This is a genomic window from Maribacter spongiae, assembly GCF_047345125.1.
In the GTDB taxonomy this organism is placed as follows: Bacteria; Bacteroidota; Bacteroidia; order Flavobacteriales; family Flavobacteriaceae; genus Maribacter.
Map to the genome: position 1 here is coordinate 1 of NZ_JBLFEQ010000007.1, position 15,993 is coordinate 15,993.

At 39.7% G+C, this 15,993-nt stretch carries 17 protein-coding genes; 10 read left to right on the top strand and 7 right to left on the bottom strand.

From position 1 onward, the window contains the following. Positions 1-445: 445 nt before the first annotated feature. Positions 446-1,843: a glucuronate isomerase gene (gene uxaC / locus ACKWB9_RS10765; protein WP_414003021.1), complete on the bottom strand. Its 1,398-nt coding sequence runs from the start codon at positions 1,841-1,843 to the stop codon at positions 446-448. Positions 1,844-1,921: 78 nt separating this feature from the next. Next, the gene (locus tag ACKWB9_RS10770) at positions 1,922-2,866 is read right to left on the bottom strand and encodes a ThuA domain-containing protein (RefSeq protein ID WP_414003022.1); all 945 of its coding nucleotides are present in this window, start codon (positions 2,864-2,866) and stop codon (positions 1,922-1,924) included. Between the two features lie 259 nt (positions 2,867-3,125). Between ACKWB9_RS10770 and ACKWB9_RS10775 the strand changes: the two genes are divergently transcribed. Genes ACKWB9_RS10775 through ACKWB9_RS10795 form a run of 5 tightly spaced genes read left to right on the top strand, consistent with a single transcriptional unit; the run spans position 3,126 to position 7,946 of the window. Further along, the gene (locus ACKWB9_RS10775) at positions 3,126-3,944 is read left to right on the top strand and encodes an SDR family oxidoreductase (RefSeq protein WP_414003023.1); all 819 of its coding nucleotides are present in this window, start codon (positions 3,126-3,128) and stop codon (positions 3,942-3,944) included. 1 nt (position 3,945) lies between these two features. Further along, the gene (gene uxuA, locus ACKWB9_RS10780; protein ID WP_414003024.1) at positions 3,946-5,142 is read left to right on the top strand and encodes a mannonate dehydratase; all 1,197 of its coding nucleotides are present in this window, start codon (positions 3,946-3,948) and stop codon (positions 5,140-5,142) included. A gap of 9 nt (positions 5,143-5,151) precedes the next feature. Next, the gene (locus ACKWB9_RS10785) at positions 5,152-6,162 is read left to right on the top strand and encodes a TRAP transporter substrate-binding protein (protein ID WP_414003025.1); all 1,011 of its coding nucleotides are present in this window, start codon (positions 5,152-5,154) and stop codon (positions 6,160-6,162) included. Continuing rightward, positions 6,162-6,635 (top strand): TRAP transporter small permease, encoded by a 474-nt coding sequence (locus ACKWB9_RS10790; RefSeq protein WP_414003026.1) that lies wholly within the window; start codon positions 6,162-6,164, stop codon positions 6,633-6,635. The genes ACKWB9_RS10785 and ACKWB9_RS10790 overlap by 1 nt, the downstream gene beginning before the upstream one ends. Beyond that, entirely contained in the window at positions 6,636-7,946 is a 1,311-nt protein-coding gene (locus ACKWB9_RS10795) for a TRAP transporter large permease (RefSeq protein WP_414003027.1), read from the top strand. A 72-nt stretch (positions 7,947-8,018) separates the two neighbouring features. Here the strand turns inward: ACKWB9_RS10795 and ACKWB9_RS10800 are convergent, their stop codons facing one another. Together ACKWB9_RS10800 and ACKWB9_RS10805 are read right to left on the bottom strand one after the other, a co-directional pair. After that, complete coding sequence (locus tag ACKWB9_RS10800; RefSeq protein ID WP_414003028.1) at positions 8,019-8,444, bottom strand: DUF4268 domain-containing protein; 426 nt, start codon at positions 8,442-8,444, stop codon at positions 8,019-8,021. Further along, the gene (locus ACKWB9_RS10805; RefSeq protein ID WP_414003029.1) at positions 8,445-9,116 is read right to left on the bottom strand and encodes a ZIP family metal transporter; all 672 of its coding nucleotides are present in this window, start codon (positions 9,114-9,116) and stop codon (positions 8,445-8,447) included. Between the two features lie 93 nt (positions 9,117-9,209). Here ACKWB9_RS10805 and ACKWB9_RS10810 point away from each other — a divergent pair, with 93 nt between their 5' ends. Continuing rightward, positions 9,210-10,391: a THUMP domain-containing class I SAM-dependent RNA methyltransferase gene (locus ACKWB9_RS10810; RefSeq protein ID WP_414003030.1), complete on the top strand. Its 1,182-nt coding sequence runs from the start codon at positions 9,210-9,212 to the stop codon at positions 10,389-10,391. Between the two features lie 43 nt (positions 10,392-10,434). On the opposite strand, the gene ACKWB9_RS10815 is transcribed toward ACKWB9_RS10810, so the two are convergent. The 3 genes from ACKWB9_RS10815 to rlmD are packed head-to-tail and all read right to left on the bottom strand — an operon-like array spanning position 10,435 to position 13,103. After that, positions 10,435-11,199, bottom strand: a complete 765-nt coding sequence (locus tag ACKWB9_RS10815; protein WP_414003031.1) for a DUF6048 family protein — start codon at positions 11,197-11,199, stop codon at positions 10,435-10,437. Further along, positions 11,180-11,689, bottom strand: a complete 510-nt coding sequence (locus tag ACKWB9_RS10820; RefSeq protein ID WP_414003032.1) for a DUF6452 family protein — start codon at positions 11,687-11,689, stop codon at positions 11,180-11,182. Before ACKWB9_RS10820 ends, ACKWB9_RS10815 begins: the two co-directional genes overlap by 20 nt. Position 11,690: 1 nt before the next feature. Continuing rightward, on the bottom strand, positions 11,691-13,103 hold the full coding sequence (gene rlmD / locus ACKWB9_RS10825) for a 23S rRNA (uracil(1939)-C(5))-methyltransferase RlmD (protein WP_414003033.1): 1,413 nt from the start codon (positions 13,101-13,103) through the stop codon (positions 11,691-11,693). 134 nt (positions 13,104-13,237) lie between these two features. Here rlmD and ACKWB9_RS10830 point away from each other — a divergent pair, with 134 nt between their 5' ends. The 4 genes from ACKWB9_RS10830 (at position 13,238) to rocD (ending at position 15,971) form a co-directional block, all read left to right on the top strand. Continuing rightward, positions 13,238-13,573: a DUF3291 domain-containing protein gene (locus ACKWB9_RS10830; RefSeq protein WP_414003034.1), complete on the top strand. Its 336-nt coding sequence runs from the start codon at positions 13,238-13,240 to the stop codon at positions 13,571-13,573. Between the two features lie 22 nt (positions 13,574-13,595). Then, positions 13,596-14,132: an RNA polymerase sigma factor gene (locus ACKWB9_RS10835; RefSeq protein ID WP_414003035.1), complete on the top strand. Its 537-nt coding sequence runs from the start codon at positions 13,596-13,598 to the stop codon at positions 14,130-14,132. 4 nt (positions 14,133-14,136) lie between these two features. Beyond that, entirely contained in the window at positions 14,137-14,523 is a 387-nt protein-coding gene (locus tag ACKWB9_RS10840; RefSeq protein WP_414003036.1) for a DUF6768 family protein, read from the top strand. Between the two features lie 170 nt (positions 14,524-14,693). Continuing rightward, positions 14,694-15,971 carry an ornithine--oxo-acid transaminase gene (gene rocD / locus ACKWB9_RS10845; RefSeq protein ID WP_414003037.1) on the top strand — a complete coding sequence of 426 codons (1,278 nt, stop codon included), beginning with the start codon at positions 14,694-14,696 and terminating at the stop codon, positions 15,969-15,971. Positions 15,972-15,993: the final 22 nt, after the last annotated feature.

Genomic DNA, 15,993 nt, shown 5'->3' on the forward strand with positions numbered 1-15,993 from the left:
AAGCCCGTCCGCGCCGATGGTACTGCTATACCAAGTGGGAGAGTAGGAAGCCGCCTTCCTCGAAGGGCCCTTCACGTTACGTGGAGGGCCCTTTTTTTATGGAAAAGACCCTCCCCCGTTCAGGTTCAGGGGGCAAAGTATTAAGAACAAAGTGTTTAGATAAAAATTGTAGTTAATCTATACAGGAAGAATTCTACATTTTGACACTTGGTCCCGATAGCTACTAGGAGTGTTTTAAAAACTTTTACTTTGGCATATTGAAGAATCTAGTTGGGGAGCGATTGCAGCCACTTCAATCAATGAAAAATCGGTATACATCTATAATTAAGGGTATTGTAAGAACCCGTAATTTTCACTAAAATCCAAAAAGTTTAACTGGTTTAATTAAAAGGGTATAATCAAATTTATACTTTTTGACCAGGAGGAGTTAAATAACGTGAGTGGTTTAAAGATTAAAATATGATTTTGCATTGTTATATGATATATCCTGAATTATTTTTCCGATCCATGACATATCATTGGGCAATTGGCCATTTTCAATTTCCTTGCCGAATAAGTTGCATAGAATTCTCCTGAAATATTCATGTCTGGGAAATGATAAAAAACTTCTGGAATCCGTCAACATTCCAATAAAACAACTAAGCAACCCTATGTTGGATAACGCATTGATCTGTTTTGTCATTCCATCTTTTTGATCTAAAAACCACCATCCGGATCCAAATTGTAGTTTCCCTTTTATGGATCCATCGTTAAAATTACCGATCATACTGGCCATGATCTCATTGTCTCTTGGGTTGAGATTGTAAATTATGGTTTTACAGAGCTGGTCCGTGCTATCCAATTTATTTAAAAATCCGGACAGGGATGCCGCCTGGGACCAATCGCCGATAGAATCCCAGCCTGTATCAGGACCCAGTTGCCCAAACTTACGGGTATTGTTATTTCTTAGCGCACCTAAATGAAATTGTTGTACCCACCCTAAACTATGGTATTCTTTTGATAAGAATTGCAAAAGAGCACTTTTAAATTTATTGGTTTCAATTTCTGAAATAGGGGAACCTTGGTATTTCTTTTTAAATATCGTAGTGATTTCATTATGCGTAAAATCCTCTGCATATAAATGGGGCAGCCCATGATCGGATATGCGACATCCATTATTGTGAAAAAATCGTATTCTATTGGACAAAGTTTCGCATAGCTCATCGTAAGAAGTTATAGATCGGTTATCCGCCGCTCCCAATTGTTCTATATAACCCAAGTAACCTTCGGTTTCTATAGCCAATGCTTTATCTGGCCTAAATGCCGTACTAACGCTCATTTTAAGACCTTCATTTGTGATTTTACGATGATCGGAGAGTGTATCGGTAGGATCTTCCGTAGTGCAAAGGAATTCAATATTCATTTTATGCAACAAATTCCTACAACTAAACGGTTTTGTTTGAAGCTTTTCCTGGGTTTCCCCAAAAATATCATCTGCATTTTCCGGACACAAAAGGCTATTGATATCAAAATAACGTTGCAGTTCCATATGTGTCCAATGGTATAAGGGATTTCTCAAGGTGTACGGAACGGTAAAAGCCCATTTTTGAAATTTTTCTTGATCGCCCGCATTTCCGGTAACATATTTTTCGTTGATTCCCACTGTTCTCATGGCCCTCCATTTATAATGGTCGCCATTTATCCAAACCTGCGTTAAATTTGAAAAAATGGTGTCCTGAGCTATATCGCCGGGTGATAAATGATTATGATAATCTATAATCGGCATGTTTTTGGCATACTCATGATACAGTTCTACTGCATATTTATTCTCTAAAAGAAAGTCCGTTCCTAAAAATTCTGTCATATTCTTTTTTATGTAAATGGTCTTCTGGATTAGCGATTGGGCCAAATGGTTTATTGATTATTGATAAAGCCTTGGAGGTCATTGGCCGTTTTCGGATATTTTTAATGGGCTATCATCACATTTTAAATCTCCCACAATATACTGCATACCGTCCAAATAAAATTGAAGTAGTTCCGGATTTTCCAAACTTTGCGCGTTATGCCCGGGAGCACTGTAAAATACCCTTCCCTTCCCATGTTTTTTAATCCAAGAGATATAGTTTGAACTATTCTTCGGTTCTTTTTGTAATCCTTCCAATTTATTTGTCTCTATGTAAAGTAGCGGTCTAAAATTGTAATCGTTATACGCATTTTTAAAAAAGTAAGGCTCGTCTACATGAATAAATCCATCTTTTTTAAATGCCTGTACCATTGGATGGGTAGAATCTACCTCTTTTACATGCATTTTTTGTTGTTTGGGATGGTAGTCAAAGCTGCCTCCTGTCATTTTGCTAAATTCCAGGGAATTGTTTTGTACCGTAATACCTCCATGTAATAGCATTAATCCACCTCCCTTTGAAACATACATCATTAAATTTTGTTCATATTCCCGGGCTAATTGAGCAATCCTTTCTTTGCTCAGGGTAGAGTTTTGGTGCAATAAATCTGCAAATAGATTTCTGTCCGGATTTGCAGGACAGGTGTTGTTCAGAATTATGCCATCATATTTTTTAAGATTGTTTTTTTGAAAATTTTGAATGTCATAGCCTATATGCACTTCAAAAGCACCTGATTTTTTACCTAAGATTTTAAGCATGACATTATTATGGGGAATGCTCCAATGTTCATATCCCGTAGCCTTGGAAAAAACCAATATTCTCTTTTTTTTCGTATTTTTTACCCTAGGGGACGAAGGGGCCAATTCCGTTATCCGTGAGTGCCAATTTTCCGAAACTTCAAATGATTTTGGTATCTGTGACCACAGATTGTAGCTTGCCAAAGAAGCCCCAATAAACACCATTATCTTTTTTATTTTATTTTCCACGGATCCTCTATAAAATAATTTTAGGGATGGGTCGTAAATTACTATAATTTCTGCAATTAATGTATATCCGTTAACGGGTATAAACTTTGTTTTTTTTGTAAAAAAGTTTAAAATATAACATAGGGGTATTTTATATATTTAACTAAAAACTATTTGCAGTATCTTGCCAATGGTAAACTTTTGGAACGGGAAATAGGCTATATCAATATAGTTTATTGCCAATATAAAAGTCCAAGATAAGGTCAAAAAATAAAATTGAATGAAAGATTTATTTTCCATAAAGGATAAAATATATGTACTTTCCGGAGGGACCGGAACTTTAGGTGGTTCCATTGCCGAATATTTGGTGCGGGAAGGTGCAAGAGTTATATTGTTGGGGCGTTCCCAAAGTAAATTACTGACCAAGAAAGAAGCATTGAATACAATCGTTTCCGATAGTACGTTCTCTTTTGAGGTGGATGTATTGAACGAAGAAGCCCTTATAGAGGTAAAGAAAGAAATAGCTTCTGATTTTGGCAGGTTGGACGGATTGATAAATTTGGCAGGAGGCAATATTCCCGGAGCTACGTTAACATCGGAACAGAGTATATATGATATTGCCATTTCAGATACGAGAAAAGTTTTGGATATCAATCTTTTAGGGACCGTAACCCCGACCATTGTTCTGAGTGGAATCATGGCGGAACAAGGTTTTGGGTCTATCATAAACATATCTTCTATGGCTTCCAAACAGGCAATTTCCCGTGTTTTGGGTTATTCTATGGCCAAGGCGGGCGTAGATACGTTTACGCAATGGATGGCCAATGAAATGGCCTCTAAATTTACGGACAAGATTAGGGTAAACGCTATCGCGCCTGGCTTTTTTATAGGAAATCAAAATAGAAGATTATTGACCAATGAGGATGGTTCATATACGGATAGAGGTAATAAAATAATAGATAACACGCCAATGGCTAGATTTGGGGATGCTTCTGAACTTAATGGTGCGGTACATTACTTATTGAGTGATGCCTCCAGTTTTGTGACCGGAAGTATTTTTGATGTAGATGGTGGATTCAGTTCTTTTTCAGGAGTATAAAATGGAGTATTTAAAGAAAACATTTCGTTGGTTCGGACCAGAATTTGGGGTAACCTTAAATGACGTTCGTCAACTGGGAGTAGAAGGTATTGTGGCGGCATGTCAAGATGTGCCTTTAGGGGAAATATGGTCCGTAGAGGCCATTGTCTCGCTTAAAAATGAAATAGAGGTACATGACATGGAGTGGTCCGTAGTGGAGAGTGTCAACGTTCATACCGCTATAAAATATGGTCTTCCCGAGCGGGACAGATATATTGCCAATTATATTCAAACCCTTAGAAATCTGGCCCAAAACGATATTCGTGTAGTATGCTATAATTTTATGCAACTCATCGATTGGACTCGTACCGATCTGGACCATAAATTGCCCAATGGTGCTTCGGCTTTATTATATGATCCTATTGCCGCTGCGGCCTTTGATCTGTATATTTTGAAAAGGGAAGGGGCGGAACGTACGTATGATGCGGCAACTTTGAAAAAAACCAGGATTTATTTTGAAGGTTTGGATGCTGTCGGGCGAAAAAACCTAGAAGAGGCTATTCTTGCAGGAATGCCGGGTTCCAGAAAATTGATCGCTCTGGACGAATTTAAAAAAAATCATGCAACTGTACTTCAGATAAGCAAAGCGCAATTACAGGAAAACTTGGCCTATTTTTTAAAGGCCATTATCCCGGAAGCAGAAAAATTAGGTGTTAAAATGGCCATTCACCCAGATGACCCGCCATTTTCTGTCTTTGGTGTGCCACGTATCGCATCAAATTATGAAGAACTCAAATTTATTTTGGATGCTTGCCCGTCACCGAGCAATGGCCTAACTTTTTGTTCAGGTTCTTTGGGAGCGTCCGGTGGTAATGATCTGGTCAAGATTATTGAGGATTTCGGGGACAAAGTTCATTTTATCCACCTTAGAAATGTGGCGAGACAAGATGATGGCAGTTTTTATGAAGCAGAACATTTAAATGGTTCCGTACCCATTGAAAAAGTAATGCGCGCGATCGTTCTGGAGCAAAAAAAGAGAAAAGAAAATACCTCTGGCATTATACGGATTCCCATGCGCCCTGATCATGGCCATGTTTTGTTGGACGATATGAAAAGGCAAGACGATTTTTATTGTGGTTATTCGTTGGTGGGAAGGGCAATGGGATTGATGCAGTTGTCCGGATTGGAAAAAGGTATCCGGGAAGGGCTTAATATTTAATTGTAAAGAATGGATCGTTTTAGATTATCGAACATTTTGAGGTTTAGGTTGGTGTATTCCTTTGCTGTGATGGTAACGGGCTTATTTATGTTAAGTTCTTGTTCTGAAATCCAGGATAGGAAAGTGCTTTATTTTGCGCATACTTTGCCTACGTCCCATCCGGTGCATAAAGGGATTTTGGCCATGAAAGAGTCCGCGGAAAAAAAATCCGATGGAAAACTACAGATTAAGATATTTCCGGATGGCCAATTGGGAAATGAACGTGAAGTACTGGAATTATTACAGATCGGCAGTATTGCAATGACCAAGGTAAGTGCGGCATCCATGTCCAATTTTGCACCGGAATATAAAGTTACCGGTATTCCCTATTTATTTCGCGATAGGGAACATTTGTTCAATGTTTTGGAAGGAGAGGTAGGAAAGGAATTGTTGGAGAGCGGTTCGGAGTATTTGTTACGCGGACTTTGTTTTTATGATGCCGGTGCCCGTAGTTTTTATGCCAAGAAAAAACCTGTAAATACACCGTCCGATCTGGATGGAATGAAAATCAGGACCATGAACGATCAAATGTCCGTGGACATGGTCAATACACTTGGAGGGTCTGCAACACCTATGGCCTATGGCGAATTGTACACGGCCCTGCAGCAGAACGTTGTGGACGGTGCGGAAAATAACATCCCTTCTTTTGTTACCTCCAACCATTATGAGGTGTGTAAGTATTATACGTTCGATGAGCATACCATGGTGCCGGACGTGGTCGTGGTGGGTACCACATTTTGGAATCAGTTGAATGATCAAGAAAAACAGTGGCTTCAGGAAGCGGCAGATGAAAGTGTGGCCAAGCAAAAAGTATATTGGGAAGATACGGTAAAGGAGAATATGGAGGTATTAAAAAAAGCGAACGTTCAGTTTTTCTATCCGGATAAAACCCAATTCTCCTCAAAATCGACTCCTGTTTTGGAAAAAATGATGCAAGAGCCGGAAATGAAAAAAGTGATCGAAAAAATACAGGCCAACTAATGCAAAAGACGTATAACATCCTCATTAAAACCATTGAAACATTTTTGATCATTATTTTTGGGTTGCTCGTAATCGATGTGGTCTGGCAGGTAATATCTCGGTATATAGTAGGACAATCAAGTTCCTTTACCGAGGAATTTGCCCGTTTTTCATTGATTTGGCTGACCGTTCTGGGAGCGGCCTATATCAACGGACAAAAAGAAGGGCACCTTTCCATGGATTTCTTATTATCAAAATTACCCGAGAAGAAAAAACAGGGAAGGCAAAAGGTCATTCAAGTGCTTATGGCGATTTTTGCTTTTGTAGTAATGGTCATAGGCGGGGGCAATTTGGTGTATACTACGCTAAAATTAGGACAAACATCTTCGGCCCTTCACCTGCCCTTGGGGTACGTGTATGCCATTGTTCCGGTATGCGGGGTGGTCATTATGTTCTTTTCCCTATACAATATCAAGAAACTAAATTTTAAATAGATGAGCATAGAATTAATAAGTGTTTTGGTGCTTTTTATAAGTTTTATAGGGCTTTTGGTCTATGGGGTCCCGGTAGCCTATTCCATCGGTATTTCCACAACACTTGTATTGATCGTCAACATTGCTTTTTTGCCATCGGTTACCACGGCTAGTCAACGGATGACCACAGGAATAGACAATTTTGCACTTTTGGCGATTCCCTTTTTTATTTTGGCCGGAGAACTTATGAACAGGGGAGGTGTCGCAAGGCGATTGATAGACTTTGCCAAGTCCCTTGTTGGCAGTTTGCCCGGCGGATTGGCTTATGTAAATATCATATCGGCCATGCTTTTCGGGGCGATTTCGGGTTCCGCCATTGCAGCGGCTTCCGCCATTGGGAGTACGTTGACGGACAAAATGGAAAAAGAAGGCTATCCACGGGAATTCAGTGCAGCCGTTAACATCAGCTCCTCAACGACCGGTCTTTTGATACCCCCCAGTAACGTTTTGATAATTTTTGCCTTGGCCAGCGGAGGAACGGCATCCGTGGCCGCTTTGTTCATTGCCGGTTATATTCCGGGAATCTTGGTAGGGTTGGCCATTATGTTGATGGTCTATATTTATGCTAAGCGAAAGGGATTGCCCAAAGCGGACAGGGTAGGTTTTAGACAGTTGTTCCGTGATTTTAAAAATGCTTTTTTAAGCCTTACCCTTTTAGTAATCGTTATAGGCGGTATTGTAGCGGGGATTTTTACGGCCACGGAAGCAGCGGCCATTGCCGTGGTCTATGCCATGCTTTTGGGTTTTTTTAATAAGGAACTACGGTTCGGGGATTTTAAGCCTATCTTATTAAAGAGTGCAAAAACTACCGCTATTGTTATGTTTTTGATAGCCACTTCCATGGCTATGTCCTGGTTGTTTTCTTTTGAGGGGATTCCCCAAATGTTAACAGGGTTATTGGTAGATTCCGTAAACAATCCTATCCTTGTTTTTTTGATCATTAATTTGATTCTTCTTATTGTAGGTACGTTTATGGACATGACCCCGGCCGTTTTGATTTTCACACCTATATTTTTGCCGGTGGCCATGACCTTGGGGATGCATCCCGTTCAGTTTGGGATGGTCATTGTGCTGAACCTTTGTATTGGAATCTGCACCCCTCCCGTAGGTACCTTACTGTTTGTGGGGAGCGGCGTGGCCAGGGTTCCGGTCACCAAGGTAATCAGACCTTTATTGCCTCTATTGGCCGCTATGACGGCGATTCTATTCTTGATTACCTATTTTTCCGGGATTTCCCTATGGTTGCCTCGTTTTTTTGGATTGATTGATTAGTGTTGGGTTTTAGCTTTGTTCCACATGTTTATCATGAAGTTCTTTGAAATTGAAGATGGGGCAGTTGGGAGGTCAAGACGTTATAATATCCCGATATTCCAAAAAGAAAGTTTCAAAACAAATCATGGTTTCATTTAAAAATACCATAGTTTCCCGCCATGTATTTTTGTCATGGATGGAAACTCCTGATTTTTCTAGGTAAATTCTAGAAATTCCTTTTTGATTTTCCAACAAGTAATCCTCTTCAAAAATAGCTTCGGGAAAATATTCATCCGTTAATATCGATTTTAGGGAACTCAATTTTTCCCAAAGAAAAATACGCCGTTCCAGATTACCATCCGCATCTAAGGAAACCATTGCCTTTTTTACATCAAAATGAAACTTAAAAGAAAGGCCCTTTACCTTGGTCTTGTACAAAATCCATTTTTTGGGATAGGATTTTCCAAAAGCGATCCAAAATTCCTCCCGAAGTTTACGTGATTCCTCTTTGTTGAACATCTACAAAAAATAAGCAATAACGATACCTGCTACGATTACGATCAACTTTCTAAGGTTGAACTTATGCCCCTCGGAACTCTCGAACAATATAATGGTCGAAATATGAAAAAACACACCGATAACGAGGGCATTGAGTATAGATGAATATTGGAGGAGCAAATCAACATTATCCGCTAAATATGTCCCTAAAGGTGTCATCATTGAAAATACCAACATAAAGAAAATAGCGTTCTGTAACTTTAGTTTGGAACCGATCAAAAATATACTGAGTATAATGGCAATGGGAACTTTATGGATTAAAATGCCGTAAATAATGGTATCGTTATTAACAATGGGCAACCCTTCCAAAAGGGAGTGGATACAGATACTTATAAATAGCAGCCATGGGAAATTGGCATTTTCAACTGAAAAATGGACGTGGCCATGCTCTGCTCCTTTAGAGAAAAATTCTAAAAATATTTGAAACAGGATGCCGAACATTATAAATACACCAATGTGTCTGGAGTTGGTATTTTCATAAATTTCCGGGAGCAATTCAAAAATGGTAAGGGCCAATAAAAAGGCACCGCTAAAAGCCAAAAAGAGTTTATAATATTCTTTTGCTTGAGGTCTTACCAAATACACAAAAATAAAACTCAGCACTACTGCCAGAATGGGTAAAATGTAGATCATCTTTAGGTGGGTACGGTAAATTGTCCAATATTAATAAAAGGGCAAAGGGTGCGTCAAAATTAGTTTATTTTTGCGGTATTATAATGGAATATGATGAGTAAAAATTTCAAAATGTTGGCCAAGACACTTTTTGGTTTCGAGGAGATTTTAGCCAAGGAATTAAGAGGTCTGGGAGCGGGAAATGTTACTCAGGGTACACGGCATGTCTCTTTTGAAGGGGACACGGGTTTTATGTACAAGGCCAATCTTTGTCTTAGGACCGCCATAAAGATCATTAAGCCTATTCAATCTTTTTCTGTAGGGAACGAAATGGACCTGTACCGAAAGATATACCAGATGGATTGGTCCCGATATTTGTCCCCGGACCATACCTTTGCCATAGATGCTACGGTGCATTCGGATGACTTTACACATTCATTGTACGTTTCCCAGAAGACAAAAGATGCCATTGCGGATAAGTTCAGGGATATGAACGGCCGTAGGCCGAGTGTGGATGTTAAGAATCCGGATTTACGAATTAATGTCCATATCCATAAGAATAATTGTAATGTATCCCTGGATAGTTCGGGTAGTTCACTGCACCATAGGGGGTACAGGATTTCGACCAATATTGCACCTATAAACGAGGTATTGGCAGCCGGACTTTTATTGTTGAGCGGATGGGACGGACAGTGCGATTTTCTCGACCCCATGTGCGGGAGCGGGACCATGCTTACGGAAGCGGCCATGATTGCCTGCAATATCCCCGCTAATATTAACCGGAAAGGTTTTGCTTTTGAGAAATGGCCCGATTTTGATGATGTATTGTACGGGAAAATAATGGATGCCTGTTTAAAGAGGACACGGGAGTTCCATTACAATATTATAGGATATGACAAGGCACCTTCCGCTGTACGCAAGGCCCGGGAAAATATTGAAAACGCCAACCTTTCGGAGTATATCACCATCGAAAGAAATAATTTTTTTAAAACCATAAAACAATCGGAAGGCCCATTGCATATGGTCTTTAACCCGCCATATGGTGAAAGGCTGAACCGTGCGGATATTGATTCAAGTTTTAATGTTGAATCGTTTTATAACGATATAGGGAATACCTTAAAACAAGGATACCCGGGGACCAACGCCTGGTTTATAACCTCTAATTTGAATGCCTTGAAATTTGTGGGGCTCCGGCCTTCACGGAAAATTAAAGTCTTTAATAGCCACTTGGAATCCCGGTTGGTGAAATACGAAATGTACGAGGGCAGCAAAAAGGCAAAGTTTCAAAAACAATGAGATGGATATGTCGCTAAAAAAGAGGTAAAAGAACTTTAACAAATTATTGCCCTTCTCCTGTTTCCGCTATTTTTTTCTTCGTCTTATTTTTTTTCTTGTAAAAGGGTAAAAAATACGAAATGGAATAGTTGTAGCCTACACCGAATTTACTACCGTCCGTAACCTTGTTAAAGCCCGGTATCCAAAGATCGGGAAAACGTGTGTCGCTTGTATCCGTAAACAAAAAACCTAACCGAACACTGGCCCCTAGAAAAATATTGGCAAAAAGTTCCACCTTGGTTCCAAATACTGCTTCTATCCAAGCTGCGCTTCTCCCCGAAAATTCTTCCGAGACGTCCGAACCTGGGGCAAAACCATCGGGATTCCAATAGCGGTTGGAGTCAAAATACTGATAATTGTTCAAGGTATGGCTAAAGGTACTGTACGCCAAACGACCCCCTATAAAAATCGAGTTTTGTTCTCCATACCAGTTGGCATAGGTATTATTGTCAACACCGATCTTAATATAACTTCCCGAAGTGGTAAAGTTAAGCAGATCTTCCTGTTTTGTTTTTTCTTCATTACCCAGTTCCCCGGCGATGTATAATGTTTGGGTAAGCCTATAGTCCGCTACAATTTCAACCCCCGTATAATCATCGTCCAAAAAACCGAGAATAGGCCTGCTCAGATCGATTCCTGCCCTTAGACCATAGGATTGTTTATAAACAACGGTATCCTTGGGCCGTGTATCAATGGGTTTGTCTTGTCCATAGCTATAGCCACCGATCAGACTCAAAAAGAGAAGTAGACTAATGAAATATCTTAACATGGGTAGAATCTGAATTAATGACCTGTGATTGAACGACCGTTATGTCCTGTATCCAAGAATCCGTGTCCGTGGTCTGTAGAGATGCGCTTAAATTCTCATAATTGACAATAAACCCACAAGCCCTGGATTTAAAATCCTCCAGTCTATCATAGGAAATATTAATGGTGTCTATGTTGCCCGTTTCCACACCATTTTCATCTGAATCGGAATCCCGTATCAACAAAAAACTAGTGATATCTTCTGTGGTTTTTAGAGGGATACTAATGGTATTCAAATTGGTACGGTCCATTACGGTATTTACAGTGACCGTTTGTCCAAGGCCAACTACCCGTAGGCTATTTACGTTTTTGGTATCCGTACTATTGGCATTATCAAAAAATTCTATGACCAATAAAGGTGTATTGGCATCTACGCAGATATCATCCTTTTCGCAGGATGAAACCGCAACAATGGCCAAAAAAAATATGATGATCAAACGTATCTTAGGCATGCTATGGTTTCTTGGTTAAAAGTACAACATTTTCCACATGGTGCGTTTGGGGAAACATATCTACGGGCTGTACTTTTTTTATGTGGTAAGCCTCCTTCATTAATTCCAGATCCCTTGCCTGTGTTGCACTATTGCAACTCACATAGACCACTTTTTGGGGGGCGATATCCAGTATTTGTTGTACTACGGCCTTATGCATCCCATCACGTGGCGGATCGGTAATAATAACATCCGGAGTACCGTTTTCCGCAATAAATTCCTCATTGAAAACGTTTTTCATATCACCTACAAAAAAATCCACGTTGGGGATATTGTTCCTGTCGGCATTGGCCTTTGCATCCAATATAGCTTCCGGTACGGATTCTATCCCAATAACTTTTTTAGCTTTTTTGGAAATGAATTGGGCTATGGTCCCTGTGCCCGTATAGAGGTCATATACCAACTCTTGCCCTGTGAGGCCCGCAAGGTCTCGGGTTATTTTATACAATTCATAGGCCTGTTCGGAATTGGTCTGGTAAAATGACTTTGCGTTTATCTTGAATTGCAGCCCTTCCATTTTTTCAAAAATATGATCACGACCGTTATAACAGATAACGTTCTGATCATAAATGGTATCGTTCTGTTTTTGATTGACTACGTACAAGAGCGATGTAATTTCCGGAAAGGTCACTTTTAAATAATCCAATAAAAGGTTTCGTTTTTCCGGTTCATCTTCAAAGCATTGGATCAAGACCATTAGCTCTCCAATGGACGAAGTGCGGATCATTAAGGTCCGTAGCATTCCCTTATGATGCCTGGGATTATAAAAGGATATGCCATTTTTAACGGCAAACTGTTTTACCGCTAACCGAATGGTATTGGAAGGGTCTTGCTGTAAGTGGCATTTTTTAATATCCAGGATTTTGTCCCACATGCCCGGTATATGAAAACCCAGCGCATTTTTGTCCTCGATGGTCTCCTCGGAATTTATCTCCTCCAAGGTCAGCCATCGGCTGTCCGAGAAGGAGAATTCCATTTTATTCCGATAGAAATATTGTTTTTTGGAGCCTAAGATCGGGGAAATTTCGGGCAGTTCTAAATGGCCTATTCGCCTTAAATTGTTTTCAACTTCCTTCTGCTTATAAAAAAGTTGATGCTCATAGCCCATATCCTGCCACTTGCATCCGCCACAAGTACCAAAATGCTCACATACGGGTTGTACTCTTTTATCGGATAGGTGATGAAATTTAGTAGCTATTCCCTCAAAGTAGGCCTTTCTTTTTTTAGTGGTCCGTACATCTACCACGTCTCCTGGAACGGTATTCGTTAAAAAAATTACCCGTCCGTCCGGGGCTTTTCCAACAGTTTTGCCTTTTGCGCCCGCATCCACAACTTCAACATTCTCAAAGACCTGTCTCCTGTTCTTTTTTCGCATTGGGCAAAAATAGGAATTGGATTGTATTTATTCCGTTAACTTTAAAATGAATAACAATATTTTAAGGAAAATATGAACCTTTTCAAAATTTCGCTGTCCTTAAACTAGAAATGTATTGAATAATAGATTTTATTATGAAAGCGACTATAACATCAATAGAATTAAAGACCCCATTTAAATTTTTCCGGCTCTCCTCTTCGGCATGGAAAATAACGAAGCAACTGAAATCTATGGGCTATATAGATTATAAGAAAAAAGGCTTTTGGACAAAACACTATACGATGACATTATGGCGATCGGAAGATGAAATGAAGAAATTTGCCTTGAGCGGACCCCATAAAGAAGCAATACGCAACAGTCGATTAATTGCCAAAGAGATAAGGACCATTACTGTTGATGCGGATAAATTGCCATCATGGTCTATTGCCAAACAACTATTGTTCCGAGGAAAGGTGATTTATTTTAAATGAGACCATTGTCAACAAGGGCGTAATGAACGACTCAAGAAAAATATTTGATGGGCTATTGGTACTTCAATATCGTTCGGGGGATGAAAAAGCTTTGGAGTTATTGGTAAAGCGGTATCATAAGAAACTATGTGGGCGCTCTCATTGGTATGTCAAAGATATGGACATATCCCAGGATATTGTACAAGACTGTTGGCGTATTATCATGCATAAAATCAATGATTTAAAGGATGAAAACGCATTTGAAAGCTGGGCCATGAGAATCGTGACCCGAAAGTCGTTGAATTTTTTAAAAAGAGAGCAAAGGCAAAGGGAAAAACTTAAATCCTATGGATCCATGCCACGGGAAGAAGAAGTTTATGATGAAAAGACGAGTGAGATACAGAAACTTAATAGTGCGTTAAAAAGCCTGCCCCATAATCAACAAGAGGTATTGCAATTATTTTATAAAGAGGAGTATTCATTAAACGAGATCAGTGAGATTTTACAAGTATCCGTGGGGACAATAAAATCGAGATTGTTCCACGCACGGGAAAAATTAAAAACAATTCTTAAAAATTAATCGTATGAAAAAGGATAGGGAAAAAATCGATCAGCTTATTAAAGAAACGTTGACCAAGGAAGAGGCAAAATTTTATGAGGGTTTGGAAGAGCCGAGCCTGTTTGGAAAATTGAACGAAGTGCATAGCGGTAAACTAGGATGGCTTGCCATTGTAATGAACATAGTGCATTTGGTGTTCTTTGTGTTATTTATCTATTGTATTTATAATTTTTTTAATACGGAGGCCACTAAAGAATTGATCCAATGGGCGGCCGGAGGGTTTTTATGTATGATCGTTATGGGAATGCTTAAACTTTATATATGGATGCAAATAGATAAGAACGATATTTTGAGGGCAATAAAACGATTGGAACTTCAAGTGTCCGCATTATCATATAAAACCGATATATAGAACCATTGTTGAAGGATTTGATAAATGAACGGAATATTTAGTAATTTAGCAGCTCTACAAAGGATGATTTCTCTCCTACGCTGAATTTTCGTCCCGATAACCATCGGGATTTCGAAAGGAAAAAGGTATAGAAGGAATTACTGAAGTTTTATTTAAAAGTAATTTTTATCATGTCAGTTTTAGAAAAAATGACCACGAAAGATGCCATTGCATTGGAAGACCAGTATGGTGCTCACAACTATCACCCCCTGCCCGTGGTTTTGAGCAGGGGCGAAGGGGTTTTTGTATGGGATGCGGAAGGAAAAAAGTATTATGATTTTTTATCCGCTTATTCGGCCGTGAATCAAGGACATTGCCATCCTAAAATTGTTGGGGCAATGGTAAATCAGGCGCAAACCTTGACACTTACTTCAAGAGCATTTTATAATGATGTTCTGGGTACGTTTGAAAAGTACGCAACGGAAACGTTTAAGTTTGACAAGCTCCTGCCTATGAATACTGGTGCGGAAGCTGTTGAAACGGCCTTGAAGCTATGTAGAAAATGGGCCTATGAGAAGAAAGGGATCCCTGAGAACGAAGCAAAGATAATTGTTTGCGAAAACAATTTTCACGGGCGTACCACAACAATAATTTCGTTTTCCAATGATCCCGTGGCCCGCAAACATTTTGGGCCGTTTACCGAAGGTTTTATAAAAATCGAATACGATAACTTACGGGCCTTGGAAAACGCTTTGGAGCATAATACTGATGTAGCAGGTTTTTTGGTAGAACCTATTCAAGGGGAAGCAGGGGTTTATGTTCCATCCGAAGGGTATCTGAAAAAAGCCAGGGAACTGTGTGAAAAACACAATGTACTGTTCATTGCCGATGAGGTACAGACCGGAATTGCCAGAACGGGAAGGTTATTGGCCACTTGTGGAAATTGTTCCTGTACCGATAAGCATTGCAGTGGAACACCTGAGGTTAAACCGGATATCCTAATTTTGGGGAAGGCGTTATCGGGAGGTGCTTATCCCGTTTCCGCTGTTTTGGCCAATGACGATATCATGGAAGTCATTAAACCGGGCAACCATGGCAGTACCTTTGGTGGCAACCCCATAGCTGCCGCCGTTGGGATAGCTGCTTTAGATGTGGTCAAGGATGAGGAACTGGCGAATAATGCTTATGAGCTTGGTGAACTTTTCCGTTCTGAACTGAACAAGTTCATACCCCGAACACCCTTGGTAAATGCGGTTAGGGGAAAAGGGCTTTTAAATGCTATTTTGATTAATGATACGGAAGACAGTTCCACGGCCTGGGACATTTGTATGGCATTAAAGGAAAATGGATTGCTGGCGAAACCAACGCATGGCAATATTATCAGGTTTGCCCCACCACTGATCATGACAAAAGATCAACTATTGGATTGCATTGCTATTATTATAAGAACGTTGCAAGAATTTAAATAAGACACAATACGTTCAAATAAAA

What these genes read in the sequence shown, in the direction of transcription:
- uxaC (WP_414003021.1), bottom strand. Translation starts at nt 1,843, where the DNA reads ATGACAGAATTTTTAGGAACGGACTTTCTTTTAGAGAATAAATATGCA.
- ACKWB9_RS10775 (WP_414003023.1), top strand. Translation starts at nt 3,126, where the DNA reads ATGAAAGATTTATTTTCCATAAAGGATAAAATATATGTACTTTCCGGA.
- uxuA (WP_414003024.1), top strand. Translation starts at nt 3,946, where the DNA reads ATGGAGTATTTAAAGAAAACATTTCGTTGGTTCGGACCAGAATTTGGG.
- ACKWB9_RS10785 (WP_414003025.1), top strand. Translation starts at nt 5,152, where the DNA reads ATGGATCGTTTTAGATTATCGAACATTTTGAGGTTTAGGTTGGTGTAT.
- ACKWB9_RS10790 (WP_414003026.1), top strand. Translation starts at nt 6,162, where the DNA reads ATGCAAAAGACGTATAACATCCTCATTAAAACCATTGAAACATTTTTG.
- ACKWB9_RS10795 (WP_414003027.1), top strand. Translation starts at nt 6,636, where the DNA reads ATGAGCATAGAATTAATAAGTGTTTTGGTGCTTTTTATAAGTTTTATA.
- ACKWB9_RS10800 (WP_414003028.1), bottom strand. Translation starts at nt 8,444, where the DNA reads ATGTTCAACAAAGAGGAATCACGTAAACTTCGGGAGGAATTTTGGATC.
- ACKWB9_RS10805 (WP_414003029.1), bottom strand. Translation starts at nt 9,116, where the DNA reads ATGATCTACATTTTACCCATTCTGGCAGTAGTGCTGAGTTTTATTTTT.
- ACKWB9_RS10810 (WP_414003030.1), top strand. Translation starts at nt 9,210, where the DNA reads ATGAGTAAAAATTTCAAAATGTTGGCCAAGACACTTTTTGGTTTCGAG.
- ACKWB9_RS10815 (WP_414003031.1), bottom strand. Translation starts at nt 11,199, where the DNA reads ATGTTAAGATATTTCATTAGTCTACTTCTCTTTTTGAGTCTGATCGGT.
- ACKWB9_RS10820 (WP_414003032.1), bottom strand. Translation starts at nt 11,689, where the DNA reads ATGCCTAAGATACGTTTGATCATCATATTTTTTTTGGCCATTGTTGCG.
- rlmD (WP_414003033.1), bottom strand. Translation starts at nt 13,103, where the DNA reads ATGCGAAAAAAGAACAGGAGACAGGTCTTTGAGAATGTTGAAGTTGTG.
- ACKWB9_RS10830 (WP_414003034.1), top strand. Translation starts at nt 13,238, where the DNA reads ATGAAAGCGACTATAACATCAATAGAATTAAAGACCCCATTTAAATTT.
- ACKWB9_RS10835 (WP_414003035.1), top strand. Translation starts at nt 13,596, where the DNA reads ATGAACGACTCAAGAAAAATATTTGATGGGCTATTGGTACTTCAATAT.
- ACKWB9_RS10840 (WP_414003036.1), top strand. Translation starts at nt 14,137, where the DNA reads ATGAAAAAGGATAGGGAAAAAATCGATCAGCTTATTAAAGAAACGTTG.
- rocD (WP_414003037.1), top strand. Translation starts at nt 14,694, where the DNA reads ATGTCAGTTTTAGAAAAAATGACCACGAAAGATGCCATTGCATTGGAA.